The 15,680-nt window shown below is 51.6% G+C and carries 16 protein-coding genes; 15 read left to right on the top strand and 1 reads right to left on the bottom strand.

Annotated elements, in window-relative coordinates:
* Window positions 1-133 precede the first annotated feature (133 nt).
* From pspA to SOM82_RS11090, 15 genes are all read left to right on the top strand, one after another.
* Window positions 134-802 carry a phage shock protein PspA gene (gene pspA / locus SOM82_RS11160; RefSeq protein ID WP_154125626.1) on the top strand — a complete coding sequence of 223 codons (669 nt, stop codon included), beginning with the start codon at window positions 134-136 and terminating at the stop codon, window positions 800-802.
* 54 nt (window positions 803-856) lie between these two features.
* The gene (pspB, locus tag SOM82_RS11155) at window positions 857-1,081 is read left to right on the top strand and encodes an envelope stress response membrane protein PspB (RefSeq protein ID WP_154125625.1); all 225 of its coding nucleotides are present in this window, start codon (window positions 857-859) and stop codon (window positions 1,079-1,081) included.
* Window positions 1,081-1,440 carry an envelope stress response membrane protein PspC gene (pspC, locus tag SOM82_RS11150; protein ID WP_154125624.1) on the top strand — a complete coding sequence of 120 codons (360 nt, stop codon included), beginning with the start codon at window positions 1,081-1,083 and terminating at the stop codon, window positions 1,438-1,440. The genes pspB and pspC overlap by 1 nt, the downstream gene beginning before the upstream one ends.
* A 15-nt stretch (window positions 1,441-1,455) precedes the next feature.
* Complete coding sequence (gene pspD / locus SOM82_RS11145; RefSeq protein ID WP_320461536.1) at window positions 1,456-1,677, top strand: phage shock protein PspD; 222 nt, start codon at window positions 1,456-1,458, stop codon at window positions 1,675-1,677.
* Between the two features lie 200 nt (window positions 1,678-1,877).
* Window positions 1,878-3,575, top strand: coding sequence for a sugar phosphorylase (locus tag SOM82_RS11140; protein ID WP_320461535.1), 1,698 nt, complete (start codon window positions 1,878-1,880; stop codon window positions 3,573-3,575).
* A 13-nt stretch (window positions 3,576-3,588) separates the two neighbouring features.
* Window positions 3,589-4,881 carry an ABC transporter substrate-binding protein gene (locus SOM82_RS11135; protein WP_320461534.1) on the top strand — a complete coding sequence of 431 codons (1,293 nt, stop codon included), beginning with the start codon at window positions 3,589-3,591 and terminating at the stop codon, window positions 4,879-4,881.
* A gap of 18 nt (window positions 4,882-4,899) precedes the next feature.
* Window positions 4,900-5,781, top strand: coding sequence for a carbohydrate ABC transporter permease (locus tag SOM82_RS11130; protein WP_320461568.1), 882 nt, complete (start codon window positions 4,900-4,902; stop codon window positions 5,779-5,781).
* Window positions 5,768-6,610 carry a carbohydrate ABC transporter permease gene (locus SOM82_RS11125; RefSeq protein WP_154125619.1) on the top strand — a complete coding sequence of 281 codons (843 nt, stop codon included), beginning with the start codon at window positions 5,768-5,770 and terminating at the stop codon, window positions 6,608-6,610. Before SOM82_RS11130 ends, SOM82_RS11125 begins: the two co-directional genes overlap by 14 nt.
* A 28-nt stretch (window positions 6,611-6,638) precedes the next feature.
* Complete coding sequence (ycjQ, locus tag SOM82_RS11120) at window positions 6,639-7,691, top strand: D-guloside 3-dehydrogenase (RefSeq protein ID WP_320461533.1); 1,053 nt, start codon at window positions 6,639-6,641, stop codon at window positions 7,689-7,691.
* Between the two features lie 17 nt (window positions 7,692-7,708).
* A complete protein-coding gene (gene ycjR / locus SOM82_RS11115; protein WP_320461532.1) occupies window positions 7,709-8,497 on the top strand; it encodes a 3-dehydro-D-guloside 4-epimerase in 789 nt (262 codons plus the stop codon).
* Window positions 8,498-8,511: 14 nt separating this feature from the next.
* Window positions 8,512-9,567 carry a D-glucoside 3-dehydrogenase gene (ycjS, locus tag SOM82_RS11110; protein WP_414672136.1) on the top strand — a complete coding sequence of 352 codons (1,056 nt, stop codon included), beginning with the start codon at window positions 8,512-8,514 and terminating at the stop codon, window positions 9,565-9,567.
* A complete protein-coding gene (locus SOM82_RS11105) occupies window positions 9,561-11,840 on the top strand; it encodes a glycoside hydrolase family 65 protein (RefSeq protein WP_320461530.1) in 2,280 nt (759 codons plus the stop codon). Before ycjS ends, SOM82_RS11105 begins: the two co-directional genes overlap by 7 nt.
* Complete coding sequence (gene pgmB, locus SOM82_RS11100) at window positions 11,830-12,510, top strand: beta-phosphoglucomutase (protein WP_320461529.1); 681 nt, start codon at window positions 11,830-11,832, stop codon at window positions 12,508-12,510. The genes SOM82_RS11105 and pgmB overlap by 11 nt, the downstream gene beginning before the upstream one ends.
* Window positions 12,511-12,518: 8 nt before the next feature.
* The gene (locus tag SOM82_RS11095; RefSeq protein WP_320461528.1) at window positions 12,519-13,601 is read left to right on the top strand and encodes an ABC transporter ATP-binding protein; all 1,083 of its coding nucleotides are present in this window, start codon (window positions 12,519-12,521) and stop codon (window positions 13,599-13,601) included.
* A gap of 67 nt (window positions 13,602-13,668) precedes the next feature.
* Window positions 13,669-14,583 carry an OmpG family monomeric porin gene (locus SOM82_RS11090; protein WP_320461527.1) on the top strand — a complete coding sequence of 305 codons (915 nt, stop codon included), beginning with the start codon at window positions 13,669-13,671 and terminating at the stop codon, window positions 14,581-14,583.
* Window positions 14,584-14,615: 32 nt separating this feature from the next.
* Here the strand turns inward: SOM82_RS11090 and SOM82_RS11085 are convergent, their stop codons facing one another.
* Window positions 14,616-15,626, bottom strand: a complete 1,011-nt coding sequence (locus SOM82_RS11085; RefSeq protein ID WP_320461526.1) for a LacI family DNA-binding transcriptional regulator — start codon at window positions 15,624-15,626, stop codon at window positions 14,616-14,618.
* Window positions 15,627-15,680 lie beyond the last annotated feature (54 nt).

Here is a 15,680-nt window from a genome sequence, read left to right as displayed (position 1 = left end):
AGGTCAGAGTAGATTCTCCCTGCTGTAAAATCAACCACAATCATATAAATCAATAAGATAAAAAATTGGCACGCGTTTTGTATTAGCTAAACAGCAGGGCATCGCCCGATAACAGAACTATGAGGATTGAATTATGGGTATTTTTTCTCGTTTTGCCGACATCGTGAACGCCAATATCAACTCACTGCTGGAGAAAGCGGAAGACCCGCAGAAGCTGGTGCGTCTGATGATTCAGGAAATGGAAGACACGCTGGTGGAAGTTCGTTCCACTTCAGCACGTGCGCTGGCAGAAAAGAAACAGCTGTCGCGCCGTATCGAGCAGGCGACCGCACAGCAAAATGAATGGCAAGATAAAGCCGAGCTGGCGTTACGCAAAGAAAAAGACGATCTGGCCCGTTCCGCGCTGATTGAAAAGCAGAAGCTCACCGACATCGTGGCCACGCTGGAACATGAAGTCACGCTGGTTGACGAAACATTAACCCGCATGAAAAAAGAGATCGCTGAGCTGGAAAACAAACTGAGCGAAACCCGTGCCCGCCAGCAGGCACTGACGCTGCGTCATCAGGCCGCCAGCTCGTCTCGCGATGTGCGTCGCCAGTTGGATAGCGGTAAGCTGGATGAAGCAATGGCGCGCTTCGAATCGTTTGAACGTCGCATCGATCATATGGAAGCAGAAGCTGAAAGCCACAGCTTTGGTAAACAGCAAACGCTGGATCAGCAATTTGCCGAGCTGAAAGCCGATGATGAAATCAGCGAACAGCTGGCCGCGCTGAAAGCCAAAATGAAGCAAGACAACCAATAATAATTGAAGCGGCACCCTGGTGTGCCGCCACGCATCGTAAGACAAGGAGACCCTATGAGTGCGCTTTTTCTGGCTATTCCGCTGACCATTTTCGTGCTTTTCGTCCTGCCGATCTGGTTATGGCTGCATTACAGCAACCGTTCTTCACGGGGTGAGTTGTCGCAAAGCGAACAGCAGCGCCTGGTGCAACTCACCGACGACGCGAAAAAAATGCGCGAACGTATTCAGGCACTGGAATCCATTCTGGATGCTGAACACCCGAACTGGAGGGAGAGCTAATGACCGGACTCAACCTGAATAAAAAATTGTGGCGTATCCCTCAGCAGGGGATGGTGCGCGGAGTGTGCGCCGGCCTGGCGCGCTATCTGGACGTTCCGGTCAAGCTGGTACGCGTCGTTACCGTACTTTCCGTATTTTTTGGTCTGGCATTCTTTACCTTACTGGCCTACGTCATTTTGTCGTTTGTGCTCGACCCGATGCCGGATAGTGCAATGTCGTCCGAAGACGCGCCCACCAGCAGCGATCTGCTGGATTCGGTAGACGCCGAACTGGCCGCCGGAGAAAAACGTCTGCGTGAAATGGAACGCTATGTCACGTCCGACACCTTTACGCTAAGAAGTCGTTTTCGTCAGCTTTAACTGAGAGGAACCGCAATGAATCGTCACTGGCAACAGGCCGGTCAGAAAGTGAAACCCGGTTTGAAAATAGCAGGAAAGTTCATACTACTGACCGCGTTGCGCTATGGCCCGGCAGGTGTGGCGGGTTGGGCGGTGAAGTCTGTTGCCCGGAAACCGATCAGAATGTTACTGGCTGTGGCGCTGGAGCCGCTGCTCAAGAAGATTGCAGGCCGCTTTTCCCGCCGCTATTTCTCCTGATAAATAGCGTTTGCGCTGCCTTCTCTCTTTTTGAGAGAGGGCATGAGTTCATTAATGAATGACGTTGTAATAATTTCATCCTTTCTTTGCGGCAGCTCACATTACTGATTCGAGCTGCGCTTCATTTGTGTTTTTCCTCCTTTGACTTCGTTGACAGATTTTTTTCATGAGAGTAGATTGCCTTTCGTGGGACCGCTACCATGGAAAGTAATGTGAACGTAAAAATAAAGAAACTGATCGCTCTTGTTTATGGCAAAGATTTTTCTGACGCGCAGTTAAGTGTACTCAAGGAAAAGATAGGAAACGCCGCCAGGGTTATTCACACCCGCCGCAAAGCAAAATGGGATGAACAAGATGTCGTATTAATTACCTATGCCGATCAATTTATCGAGAACGGCCAAAAATCCTTGCCGATATTAACCCGGTTCTTTAACCGATGGTTGGGAACGTCTTTTTCACATGTCCATTTATTACCATTTTACCCGTGGTCTTCTGATGATGGCTTTTCGGTGATTGATTATCATCGTGTTGCGCCGGAAGCAGGGGAGTGGAGTGATGTTGCTGAATTAAAAAAATCGGCAAATTTGATGTTTGATTTTGTCTGTAATCATATGTCGGCAAGAAGCCCGTGGTTTAAACGGTATTTAAATCAGGAGTCAGAGTTTGCCGATTTCTTTATTGCCGTTGATCCAGATACAGATTTATCGGCCGTCACGCGTCCCAGGGCTTTACCGCTTTTAACGCCCTTTACAATGACGGACGGCTCCGTTCGCCATTTGTGGACCACTTTTAGCGACGACCAAATTGATTTGAACTTCGCCAGTCCGCAGGTCTTGATCGCGATGGTCGATGTTCTGCTCCACTATCTGATGGAGGGAGCTGATTACATTCGTCTCGATGCGGTGGGGTTCATGTGGAAAGCGCCCGGCACAACCTGTATTCATCAGGAGAATACGCATCGGCTGATCCAGATTTTCCGTGCTATCACTGATGAGGTGGCGCCTGGCACCGTGCTGATTACGGAAACCAATGTCCCGCATAAAGACAATATCGCGTATTTCGGTGATGGTACAAATGAAGCGCAGATGGTGTATCAATTCTCACTGCCACCGCTGGTTCTCCATAGCATTCATAGCCGCAATGTTATGGCGTTATGTCAGTGGGCGCAAAAGCTGACCCTACCATCTTCCAGTACCACCTGGTTTAACTTTCTTGCTTCCCATGATGGCATTGGTCTCAACCCGCTGCGCGGTATTTTACCTGAGCAAGATATTCTGGCTTTGGTTGAAAAACTGCAAAGTGAGGGCGCGCTGGTTAACTGGAAAAATAATCCCGATGGCACGCGCAGTCCATACGAACTCAATGTGACCTATCTGGATGCATTAAGCCATAAAAACAGCAGCGATAGTGAGCGGCAAGCCCGATTCCTCCTGGCGCATGCGCTATTATTAAGTTTTCCAGGTGTGCCCGCTATTTATATTCAGAGTATTATTGGTTCGCGTAATGATTACGATGGCGTAGAAAAACTGGGCTATAATCGGGCAATTAACCGGCGTAAATATCGCGAAGGTGAAATTGACGCAGAATTGAATGATGAAGGTACGCTGCGTAACCGTATATATCGTTCATTGACCAAAATGATTGCCATTCGCCGCCAGCAAAACGCTTTCCACCCTGACAGTGACGCTATTTTTGATGCGCCTGATGAGCATGTTCTTAAAATTATCCGCATTGCTGAAAATGGCGAGAGAATAACAGCGCTATTTAATTTCGATGAGCAACCACAAACAATTTATGTTGGTATTAACGATGGAAGAGAACTGCTAACGGATAGCTGTATTCGTGGAGAAACGATAACCCTTAATCCGTGGCAGGTTATGTGGATTAAAGACATCTAAAAGGACAATAAAAATGAAAGTACCAAAAGTTGTGCTGATCTCAGCACTGGTTGCGTGCGCCCTGTTGTCAGGCTGTCGGGATGACAAAAAATCGGTGGTCACGATTGAATTTATGCACTCCTCGGTAGAACAGGAACGACAGGCGGTTATTACCCAATTAATTTCACGATTTGAGAAAGATAACCCGACGATCAAGGTCAAGCAGGTTCCCGTCGAAGAGGATGCCTACAACACGAAAGTTATCACGCTTGCCCGGACGGGGGCGCTACCGGAGGTGATTGAAGTGAGCCATGACTATGCCAAGGTCATGGACAAAGAACAGCTCCTCGATCGCAATGCCATCGCAAAATCCATTATGGCGGTCGGTGAAGGGACGTTCTACGACGGTATTCTGCGTATTGTTCGCACCGAAGACGGCAAAGCGTGGACCGGCGTTCCTGTCAGCGCCTGGCTATCGGGGGTCTGGTATCACAAAGACATTTTGGCCGCCGCGGGTATTCAGGAACCTCACACCTGGGCACAGCTGCTGAAGGCCAGCCAGGCTCTGAGCAATCCGGCCATCAAACACTACGGCATCGCCTTACCCACTGCCGAAAGTGTCATGACCGAACAGGCATTTTCGCAGTTTGCGCTTTCAGGCGGCGCGAACGTGTTTAATGCGCAAGGCGAAGTGGACATCAATACGCCAGAGATGGCAAAAGCGCTGGCATTTTATCGGTCGCTCGCTGCGACAACAATGCCGGGGTCGAATGATGTTATGGAGATCAAAGACGCCTTTATGAACGGCTCCGCACCGATGGCGATCTACTCCACCTATATTCTGCCAGCCGTTTACAAAGAGGGCGAACCGGCCAATCTCGGTTTTGTCGTGCCAACGGAAAAAACCTCCGCCATCTACGGCATGGTGACATCGCTGACGATCACCACCGGCCAAACGGAAGATGAAACCCACGCTGCACAGACGTTTGTCACCTGGATGGAGCAGGCTCAAAACGCGGCTGACTGGGTGATGATGTCGCCCGGTGCAGCGTTACCGGTGAACAAGCGGGTAGTTGAAACCGCCTCCTGGAAAGATAACGACGTCATTCGTGCCTTCGGTCAGCTTCCGTATGAGTTGATCGCGCAATTCCCTAACGTACAGGTGTTCGGCGCGGTAGGAGATAAAAACTTCACGCTGATGGGGGATGTCACTGGCTCTGGAGTGATCAGCTCCATGGTCCACGACGTTACGGTTGGCAACAAAGATCTCACCGCCACGTTAAACGACAGCCAGAAGCGTCTGGCCGATCTTGTCACGCAACGATAGGGGCGCATTGCGAAGGGAATAATGAGAATCTTTTCTGGCCGTTCAGATATGCCTTTTGCCATGCTGCTATTGGCCCCCAGCCTGATTTTGCTGGGAGGCCTGGTTGCCTGGCCCATGATATCTAATATCGAAATCAGCTTCCTGCGCTTGCCGCTGAACCCGCGCATCAGCGCCACCTTTGTGGGAGTCGATAACTACATTCGCATTCTGGGAGACGCCGCATTCTGGCACTCACTGTGGATGACCTTTTGGTATACGGCCCTGGTTGTGCTCGGGAGTACCGCTCTGGGGCTGGCGGTGGCCATCTTCTTTAACCGCGAGTTTCGCCTGCGTAAAACCGCGCGTTCGCTGGTGATTCTCTCTTATGTTACGCCGTCGATATCACTGGTCTTCGCCTGGAAATACATGTTCAACAACGGCTATGGCATCGTGAATTATCTGGGTGTCGATCTGTTGCACCTGTACGACCAGGCTCCGCTGTGGTTCGACAATCCTGGCAGCAGCTTTGTACTGGTGGTGCTCTTTGCAATCTGGCGCTATTTCCCTTACGCGTTTATCTCCTTCCTGGCGATTTTACAGACCATCGACAAGTCACTGTACGAAGCCGCAGAAATGGACGGCGCGAACGCCTGGCAGCGTTTTCGCATCGTGACGCTGCCTGCCATCATGCCCGTGCTGGCAACGGTCATAACGCTAAGAACGATCTGGATGTTCTACATGTTCGCCGACGTTTATCTGCTGACCACTAAAGTCGATATCCTGGGCGTCTATCTCTACAAAACAGCCTTCGCTTTTAACGATCTCGGGAAAGCGGCCGCCATTTCGGTGGTGCTGTTTGTAATTATCTTCGCCGTTATCCTGCTGACCAGAAAAAGGGTAAACCTCAATGGCAACAAATAAACGCACTCTCAGCCGAACAGGGTTTTATATCGGGCTGGCGCTATTTCTGATTGTGACGCTGTTTCCTTTTTTCGTCATGCTGATGACCTCGTTTAAAAGTGCCAAAGAGGCCATTTCACTGCATCCGACGATTTTGCCCCAGGCGTGGACGTTTCAGCATTACATCGACATTTTTAATCCGCTGATCTTCCCGTTTGTGGACTATTTCAGAAACAGTCTGGTGGTCTCGCTGATCTCATCAGTGATTGCGGTTTTCCTCGGGACGCTGGGAGCATACGCGCTTTCAAAGCTTCGCTTTAAAGGACGAGCGACCATCAATGCCAGTTTTTATACCGTCTATATGTTCTCGGGCATTTTACTGGTCGTGCCGCTGTTCAAAATCATCACCACATTGGGTATTTATGATACCGAGCTGGCGTTGATTATTACCATGGTGACGCAGACATTGCCGACCGCCGTTTTCATGCTCAGAAGCTACTTCGACACTATTCCGGATGAGATTGAAGAAGCGGCGATGATGGATGGTCTGAATCGTCTGCAAATCATCTTTCGCATTACCGTTCCGCTCGCCATTTCTGGCCTGGTATCGGTCTTTGTCTACTGCTTTATGGTGGCCTGGAACGACTACCTTTTTGCCTCGATTTTCCTCTCCAGTGCCAGCAACTTCACCTTGCCGGTCGGGCTGAACACGCTGTTTAGCACCCCTGACTATATCTGGGGCCGCATGATGGCGGCGTCGCTGGTGACGGCACTGCCGGTAGTCATCATGTATGCGCTTTCAGAACGTTTCATTAAAAGTGGTTTGACCGCCGGTGGCGTTAAGGGCTAAGGCGGCCTGGTTTAACAAGGAGTGATTCATGAAAAAGTTAGTTGCAATAGCACCACGCGTAGCCGCGTTAATGCCATATGAAGACCGCCCGGTGGCGGCAAATGAAGTGAAAATCCACGCCCGTTTCGGCGCGCCAAAGCATGGCACCGAAGTGGTCGATTTTCGGGCAGCAAGTCCGTTTATTGATGAAGAGTTCAACGCTGAGTGGCAGATGTTCACCCCGCGCGAAGAGGGCGCTGCTCGCGGTATTGAGTTTGGTAAATTCCAGCTCGGAAACATGATCGTCGGCGACATCATTGAATGCGGTGCGGAGGTCACGGATTATCAGCCCGGTGATTCGGTCTGCTGTTATGGCCCGCTGCAGGAGACGGTAATCGTCAATGCAGTCAACAACTACAAACTGCGCAAAATGCCTCAGGGCGCCTCCTGGAAGAATGCGGTCTGCTATGACCCGGCCCAGTTTGCGATGAGCGGGGTGCGCGATGCCAACGTCCGCGTCGGCGATTTTGTTGTGGTAGTAGGGCTAGGGGCGATTGGGCAGATTGCTATCCAGCTGGCGAAGAAAGCGGGCGCATCCATTGTGATTGGCGTAGACCCTATCGCACACCGCTGTGAAATCGCTCGCCGTCATGGGGCAGATTTTTGTATTAACCCGGTTGGCAATGATGTCGGGCTGGAGGTGAAAAAACTCACCGGGAAGCAAGGCGCAGATATCATCATTGAAACCAGTGGCTTCGCCGATGCGCTGCAATCCGCATTGCGCGGGCTCGCTTACGGTGGAACGATCGCCTATGTCGCCTTTGCGAAACCATTTGCAGAGGGATTCAACCTGGGCCGCGAAGCGCATTTCAATAACGCGAAGATTGTCTTTTCGCGCGCCTGCAGCGAGCCGAACCCGGATTACCCGCGCTGGAGCCGCAAACGCATTGAGGAGACCTGTTGGGAATTGCTGATGAATGGCTATCTCAACTGCGAGGATCTGATCGATCCGATCGTGAGTTTTGAAACCAGCGCTGAAAGCTATATGACTTATGTCGATAAGCATCCAGAACTGAGTATCAAAATGGGCGTCACTTTTTAAGCTAAGGAGAGCACACAATGAAGATCGCAACGCAAAATCAGGCTTTTTTCCCGACCTCTGTTCTTGAAAAATTCCAGTACATCAAAGCCATGGGCTTTGACGGATATGAAATCGACGGCAAGTTGCTGGTGGAGAATCTGGAAGAGGTGAAAGCCGCTATTCACGCCACCGGACTGCCCGTGACCACCGCCTGCGGCGGCTACGACGGTTGGATCGGCGATTTTATCGAAGAGCGTCGTCTGAACGGCCTGAAGCAAATTGAACGCATTCTTGAGGCGCTAAGCGAAGTGGGCGGGAAAGGGATTATCGTCCCGGCAGCCTGGGGAATGTTTACCTTCCGCTTACCGCCTATGGTATCGCCACGCAGTCTGGAGGGCGATCGCAAGGCGGTCAGCGCTTCACTACGCTGGCTGGACGAAGTGGCGGCCCGCACCGGAACTACGGTCTATCTGGAACCGCTCAATCGCTACCAGGATCATATGATCAATACCCTTGCGGATGCCCGACGTTATATCGAAGAAAATGCCCTTCAGCATGTGCAGATCATCGGTGATTTCTACCATATGAACATTGAAGAAGACTCAATGACGGAAGCGTTGCACGTCAATCGAGGCTTGCTGGGCCATGTCCATATTGCTGACAACCACCGTTATCAGCCAGGCAGCGGCACTCTGGATTTTGCCGCTCTGTTCGATCAGCTTCGCGCCGATGATTACCAGGGTTACGTGGTGTACGAGTGCCGAGTCCGCGCTGAGAACCCGGCGCAGGCTTATCAGGACTCACTGACCTTTTTACGTGAATGCTAAGGATGACCAGCGTGATGAGTGCTTCTAGCCCTTCGACTTTGCGCGTCGCCATCATTGGTGCCGGGCAGGTCGCGGAAAAAGTGCATGCCTCGTATTATGCCACGCGAACCGATCTGCAAATGGTGGCTGTCATGGACAGCCGCCTGGATCAGGCGCAGGCCTTTGCTGAACGCCACACGATAGCCGGAGCGTATCAGGATACCCGACAGATGCTTGAGGAGGTGAAGCCGGACATCGTTAGCGTCTGTTCGCCCAACCGTTTTCACTTCGAGCACGCGATGGCGGCGCTCGAGGCGGGTTGTCATGTGATGTGCGAAAAACCGCCCGCGATGACGCCGCAGCAGGCCGATCGGATGCGGCTGGCGGCCCGTAAGTCGGGAAAAGTGCTGGCCTATGATTTTCACCATCGCTTTGCGCTGGATACGCAGCTACTGCGTGACGCGGTACAGAACGGTACTTTCGGCGAAATCTATGTCACCAGTGCGCAAGCGCTACGGCGCTGCGGAGTTCCGGGCTGGGGCGTTTTTACCAATAAAGCGCTGCAGGGCGGTGGGCCACTGATTGATATCGGCATCCATATGCTGGATGCGGCGATGTACGTATTGGGTTTTCCCGCGGTAAAAAGAGTGACGGCGCATAGCTTCCAGAAGATTGGCACGCGCAAAAGTTGCGGTCAGTTTGGCGAATGGGATCCGCAGCGTTACACGGTAGAAGACGCGCTCTTTGGCACTATCGAATTTTGCAATGGCGGGATTTTGCGCCTTGATACCTCTTTCGCGCTCAACATTCGCGAGCAGTCGATCATGAATATCTCTTTTTGCGGAGAGCACGCAGGGGCAACGCTTTTTCCCGCTCATATCTATAACGATATGAACGGCGAACTTCACACCATTTTACAGCGTGATGATGCTGACGATCAGCGCCATCTTCGCAGTATGGATGCGTTTGTTCGCCATGTTCTGGGCGAGCCGGTGATGATTGCCGATGCGGAACAAGGGCTGGTGATTCAGCAGCTGGTGGCCGCGCTGTATGAATCAGCAGAGAAACGGGAGAGCGTGGAATTATGTTAACGATTTCCGTTCTGGCCGATCCAACCTTCAGCCCACACACGCTGAACAAATATGGCTCCATTATGGCGTGTGGCAATGGCTACATGGGGGTTCGGGCGGCCCACGAAGAGAGCTATACGCAGCAAACGCGCGGCATGTATCTGGCCGGGCTGTATCATCGCGCCGGACGCCATGAAACCACTGAGCTCGTCAATCTCCCTGATGTGACGGGCATTGAGTTGCAGCTGGATGGTGAAAATTTCACACTGCTTGCCGGAGAGATCCTGAGCTGGCAGCGCGAGCTGGCGTTTGCCAGCGGCGAGCTGCGCCGCAGCGTGGTCTGGCGCTCCTCAACAGGCCGACGTTTTCAGATCGACAGCCGACGCTTTGTCTCTCTGGATCAACTCCCGCTCATGGCGTTGCAATTTTCCGTCACACCGCTGGATAGCGCAGTGCAGATTAGCCTCACCACGGGCATTGATGCGACGCAGACCAACAGCGGCAGGCAGCATCTGGATGAAATCTCCGTGCGGGTGTTCGACCAACACTGTATGCAGGGGATTTATGAAACCCAGGACGGAGCGACAGAAGTGGTGATCTCTGCCTGCTGTCGATTGAGCAGAGACAGTGAAAGCTGTTTCACCGCTAAAAATCGCCGTCTCAATTGTCACCATTCTCTGCGGGCTGAAGCGGGGCAAACGGTGATGCTTGAAAAAATCATCTGGCTAACGCACCGCAGCGATAGAGCCCTTTCACAAAGCTCTTTTGCGCAAAAGGGGATGACCGCGCTGAAGGCTTGCGCGGATCAGGGCTATGACGCATTGCTGATGAATACCACGCGGGCGTGGAAAAATATCTGGCTCAAGGGTCGCGTTGAAGTGTGCTCCACTGACCCGGGCGATCAGCTGGCGCTGGACTACGCGGTCTGGCATCTGACTGCCATGACGCCGGCACACGATCAGCGCTGCAGTATTGCCGCAAAAGGGCTGACCGGCGAAGGCTACAAAGGGCATATTTTCTGGGACACTGAGATATTCCTGTTGCCGTTCCATCTCTTCACCTGTCCGCAGACTGCCCGCAATTTACTGCGCTATCGTTGGCTGAATCTTTCAGGAGCCAGAGAGAAAGCAAGGCGTAATGGCTGGTCCGGCGCGCTGTTCCCCTGGGAGAGCGCCTCCAGCGGGGAAGAAGAAACGCCGGAATTTGCCGCCATTAATATCCGCACGGGTGTCCGCCAGAAAGTCGCGTCGGCTCTGGCCGAACACCACATTGTTGCCGATATCGCCTGGGCTGTGGTGGCGTACTGGCATGCAACTCAGGATCATGAATTTATGCGCCATGAGGGGCTGACGCTGCTTATCGAAACAGCTTCGTTCTGGATGTCACGGGCAATTGAGATTAACGGGCGACTGGAACTCCATGATGTGATCGGCCCTGATGAGTATACCGAGCACGTCAATAACAATGCCTATACCAATTATATGGCCTGGCAAAATGTCGCCTCTGCGCTGAAGTATATGCATCAGTTTGAACGCCAGGATGAACGGTTTGCTCAGGCTGCACAGCGTTTTCTGGAACAGTTATGGCTACCAGAGGCAAATGAAGAGGGCGTTATTCCGCAGGATGATACTTTCCTGACGAAACCCGCGATCGATCTCAGTCGCTACAAAGCCGATGCCGGAAAACAGACCATTCTGCTCGACTACTCCCGGGCGGAAGTGAACGAGATGCAAATTCTGAAGCAAGCGGATGTGGTCATGCTGAACTACCTGCTACCGGAGAAGTTCGATCGCCAGCAGTGTGCCGCGAACCTCGAATTTTATGAACCCCGAACCATCCATGATTCGTCACTCAGTCAATCGATCCACAGCATCGTGGCCGCGCGCTGCGGTGAGACGGATCTCGCCTGGCAGTTCTGGCGCGATGGGGTGGCCATTGATTTGGGAGAGGATCCCCACAGCTGTGACGACGGGATCCACGCGGCAGCAACGGGAGCGATTTGGTCTGGCGCGATTCAGGGGTTTGCCGGTATGCAGATGATTGACGGTGAGTTACACCTTGCGCCGTCACTGCCTGCGCAATGGCAGCGGCTGCGATTTAGCCTGAAATGGCGTAATGCCACCATTGATATCTGCATTGAGACTGGTTGTATAACCCTGAGCACGACTGCACCGGTCACGCTGACGATTTTTGAACACACTCAGACGCTTTCCGGCCGGCAAACATTCATGTTCGACGAATTAAATTTACCTGTTTCTGGGACCGCTACCACGGAGGGCCGGTATGACGCTTAAGGCCATTATTTTCGATTTGGATGGTGTGATTACCGATACGGCGCATCTGCACTTCCAGGCGTGGAGGACCATTGCAGCAGAAATTGGAATCACCCTTGATGAGACGTTCAACGCCGAACTGAAGGGGATTGGTCGTATGGATTCCTTGCTGAGAATACTGCGCTTCGCGGGCATGGAGAAAGCTTTCAGCGAGAAAGAGCGCTATGCACTGACACAGGCAAAGAACGCCCTGTACGTGCGTTCTCTGGCTGGACTCAATGCCGACTCGCTGATGCCGGGTATTGGCGGGCTCCTCTCTGAAATTCGGGCCGCTGGGATACGTACCGGGCTGGCTTCGGTTTCTCTCAATGCTCCACAGATCCTTCATGCGCTCGGCATCACCGCTGCCTTTGATTTTTGTGCTGATGCAGCGCGGATCACCCACTCCAAGCCTCACCCGGAGATTTTCCTTGCGGCCTGCCAGGGGCTGGGCGTGATGCCTGAACAGGCGCTGGGTATTGAAGATGCCCAGGCTGGCATTGAAGCGATTAACGCTGCGGGCATGCTGTCGGTAGGGATTGGCGATGATTTAACGCATGCCGGTCTGAAACTTTCGTCAACGAATGAACTGACCTGGCAGCGTTTATCTGATTTTTGGCACGCGAAACGCTGCCCGATTTTGCATCAATAGGGGACACAATGGCTCAGCTTTCTCTTAAACATATTCAAAAAATCTATGATAACCAGGTGCATGTGGTTAAAGATTTTAACCTCGAGATTGCGGATAAAGAATTTATTGTCTTTGTCGGCCCTTCAGGCTGCGGTAAATCCACCACGTTACGAATGATCGCCGGATTAGAAGAGATCAGTGGCGGTGACCTGGTTATCGATGGCAAACGTATGAATGATGTACCCGCCAAATCGCGTGGTATCGCCATGGTGTTCCAGAACTATGCGCTCTATCCACATATGACCGTCTACGACAACATGGCGTTTGGCCTGAAGACGCAGAAGATTGCCCCGACGGTGATCGAAGAACGCGTCAACTGGGCCGCCCAAATTCTGGGGCTTAGGGACTACCTGAAGCGTAAGCCGGGCGCACTTTCCGGGGGCCAGCGCCAACGAGTGGCGCTGGGGAGAGCCATTGTGCGGGAGGCGGGGGTATTTCTGATGGACGAGCCGCTGTCGAACCTCGATGCCAAGCTTCGTGTACAAATGCGTGCCGAAATCAGCAAGCTACATCAGAAACTGAATACCACCATGATTTACGTGACACACGATCAAACCGAAGCTATGACCATGGCGACGCGGATTGTGATCATGAAGGATGGCATTATTCAGCAGGTGGGGGCGCCGAAGCAGGTCTATAACGAGCCTGCCAATATGTTTGTCGCCGGCTTTATCGGTTCCCCGGCTATGAATTTTATTCGCGGTGCGATAGATGGTCGTTATTTTGTGACCGAAACTCTGCGCCTTGAAATCCCGGAGACAAAACTCGCGGCACTTAATGCGTTGGGTTACCAACGCAAAGCGGTGGTCTTTGGCATCAGACCTGAAGATATTCTCACCACTCAGGGGCTGGCAACAGGAACTGACGCGAAGGTCAGCGTTGCGGAGCTTACCGGCGCGGAGTTTATGCTTTATGCCACCGTGGGGGGGCATGAGTTAGTGCTTCGTGCCGGAGCGGTAAACGATTATCGCGCCGGGGATAATCTGGCCATTCAATTTGAAATGGACAAATGCCATTTCTTCGACGCTGAAAGCGAAATGGCGATCAAATAAAAAGAGTCAGTCGCCGGGAATTCACGTCCCGGCATTTTTAGTTGTCATTATATAAAGGAATATAACAATGAGTACTCGATTAAGAAGTGCTGCGCTTTTGTTATGCGCAGGGGTGATGTCTGCCCATGCAACAGACAATGACAAGAAGTGGAATTTTAATCTTGGCGCAATGTATGAGAGCGAAAATATCGAAGGGCAGGGTGAAGATGAGGATGGTCTGTTTGAACCTTCAGTCTATTTTAATGCCTCGTGGGATGCTTGGCGTATATCGGTGGCGATGTATCAGGAAGGGGCGGTGAATTATAGTGACATGAGTCGCGGCACTTATTTCGACAGACCCGAGCTGGAGATTCGCTATCAGTTTGTCGGAAATGATGATTATACTTTGGGTCTGACCGGAGGTTTTCGTAACTACAGTTATCATTATGAAGATGAAAAGGGGACGGATACCGGTAGCGCGAATATGCAGCGTTATAAAATTCAGCCCGACTGGGATATCAGGCTAAGTGACGACTGGCGGTTCAGCGGCTGGTTGGCCTTATATCAGTTTGGTCATGACCTGGATAAAACCGGTTATTCCGATAGCCGGGTCGAAAGCGAAACCGGATTTAGCTGGACCATCAATAAAACCTTCTCCGCGAGGATCAATTATTACCTCGAGCGGGGTTTCAATATGGATAATGGAAGCAACAATGGTGAGTTTTCCACTCAGGAAATTCGCGCCTATTTCCCTGTTTCATTGGGTAATACGACGTTGACGCCTTATACCCGGCTGGGTTTAGATCGCTGGTCAAACTGGGACTGGCGCGACGATCCCGAGCGTGAGGGGCATGATTTCAACCGTCTTGGCCTACTGTATGCCTATGATTTTGGTAACGGGCTGTCAACGACGCTGGAATATGCTCACGAATGGGAAAATCATGATGAAGGTAAAAGCGACAAATTCCATTACGTGGGTATTGGTTTGAATTATGCGTTTTGATGTTCAATTGACAGGGGTCATCGACCCCTGATTCATTTCATTGAAGACGTTAATGTCAGTTGAGTATCAACGATAATCTTATGCGGCACAACCTGGCCGGCGATACGGTTAAAGAGCAGATCGCAGCTCTCTTCACCCAGTCTGCGAGTCGGGATCTCTAAACCGCCCGGTGCAGGGGTTAAAATCAACGACAACAGCGGATCGGTATAACCCGCAACGGCCAACTGCTCGGGTATCATCAAATTTAATTCATCAGCCGCGCGATACAGCGCCAGTAGTTTCATACTGTCCGCCGCCAGAACGGCACGCGGGGGCGCAGAGGATGAGAGTAATTCCCTGGCTGCGACCAGTGCACTGTCGTGTGTATAGCCGCCGTCGACAATCCAGTCAGTATTCACGGCAATATGGTGCTTTTCGAGGCTGGCCTTATACCCGGCGAGTCTGTCTATTGATACGTGATAATCAAGGGGAGCGTGTAGACAAGCGATATCGCGGTGACCATTGTGAATGAAATTATCGGTCAATGTCATACTGCCGTGGATATTATCTGTATCAACAGAATAGATATTCTCAAAATCCCCTTCAACTTTGCCAATAACAACTACCGGAACGCCATACGTATCGAGCCGTGGGAAAAAGGATTCATTCGCCGGGGAGCTCAGCATGATAATGCCTTTAACCATTTTTTGCTTAATTTTACTTTCGCATTTCAGCAAATCATCTTCGCTGCTTTTTGACGTCTGGAGAATAACATCAAAGCCTTCTTGTTCTGCTTTTGCCGTGATGGTGTGCAGCACGTCAGAGAAAAAAGGATTACCGGCAGTGGTTTTTGTTGAGCGCGTGGAAATAACCATAATCGCGTCGAAACCAGAAGAGGTCAGGGCCCGGGCGAGTTTGTTAGGTTGATAATTTAATTCATCGATCGCTTTAAGCACCTTCTCACGTGCTTCAGGGGAAATATTTGTTTGCTTGTTAAGAACCCTGGACACGGTTGATTTTGATACGCCAGCAGCGCGTGCAATATCATAAATGGTGGGTGACATACACCTTACAACTCCATCATAGAGGCAGGAAAATTATTTTACGGGAGAAAAAAG

This window comes from Lelliottia sp. CFBP8978 (assembly GCF_034046055.2).
Taxonomy (GTDB): Bacteria; Pseudomonadota; Gammaproteobacteria; order Enterobacterales; family Enterobacteriaceae; genus Enterobacter.
Note: the sequence above shows the minus strand (reverse complement) of the source record. Positions and strands in the feature narration are given on the sequence as shown.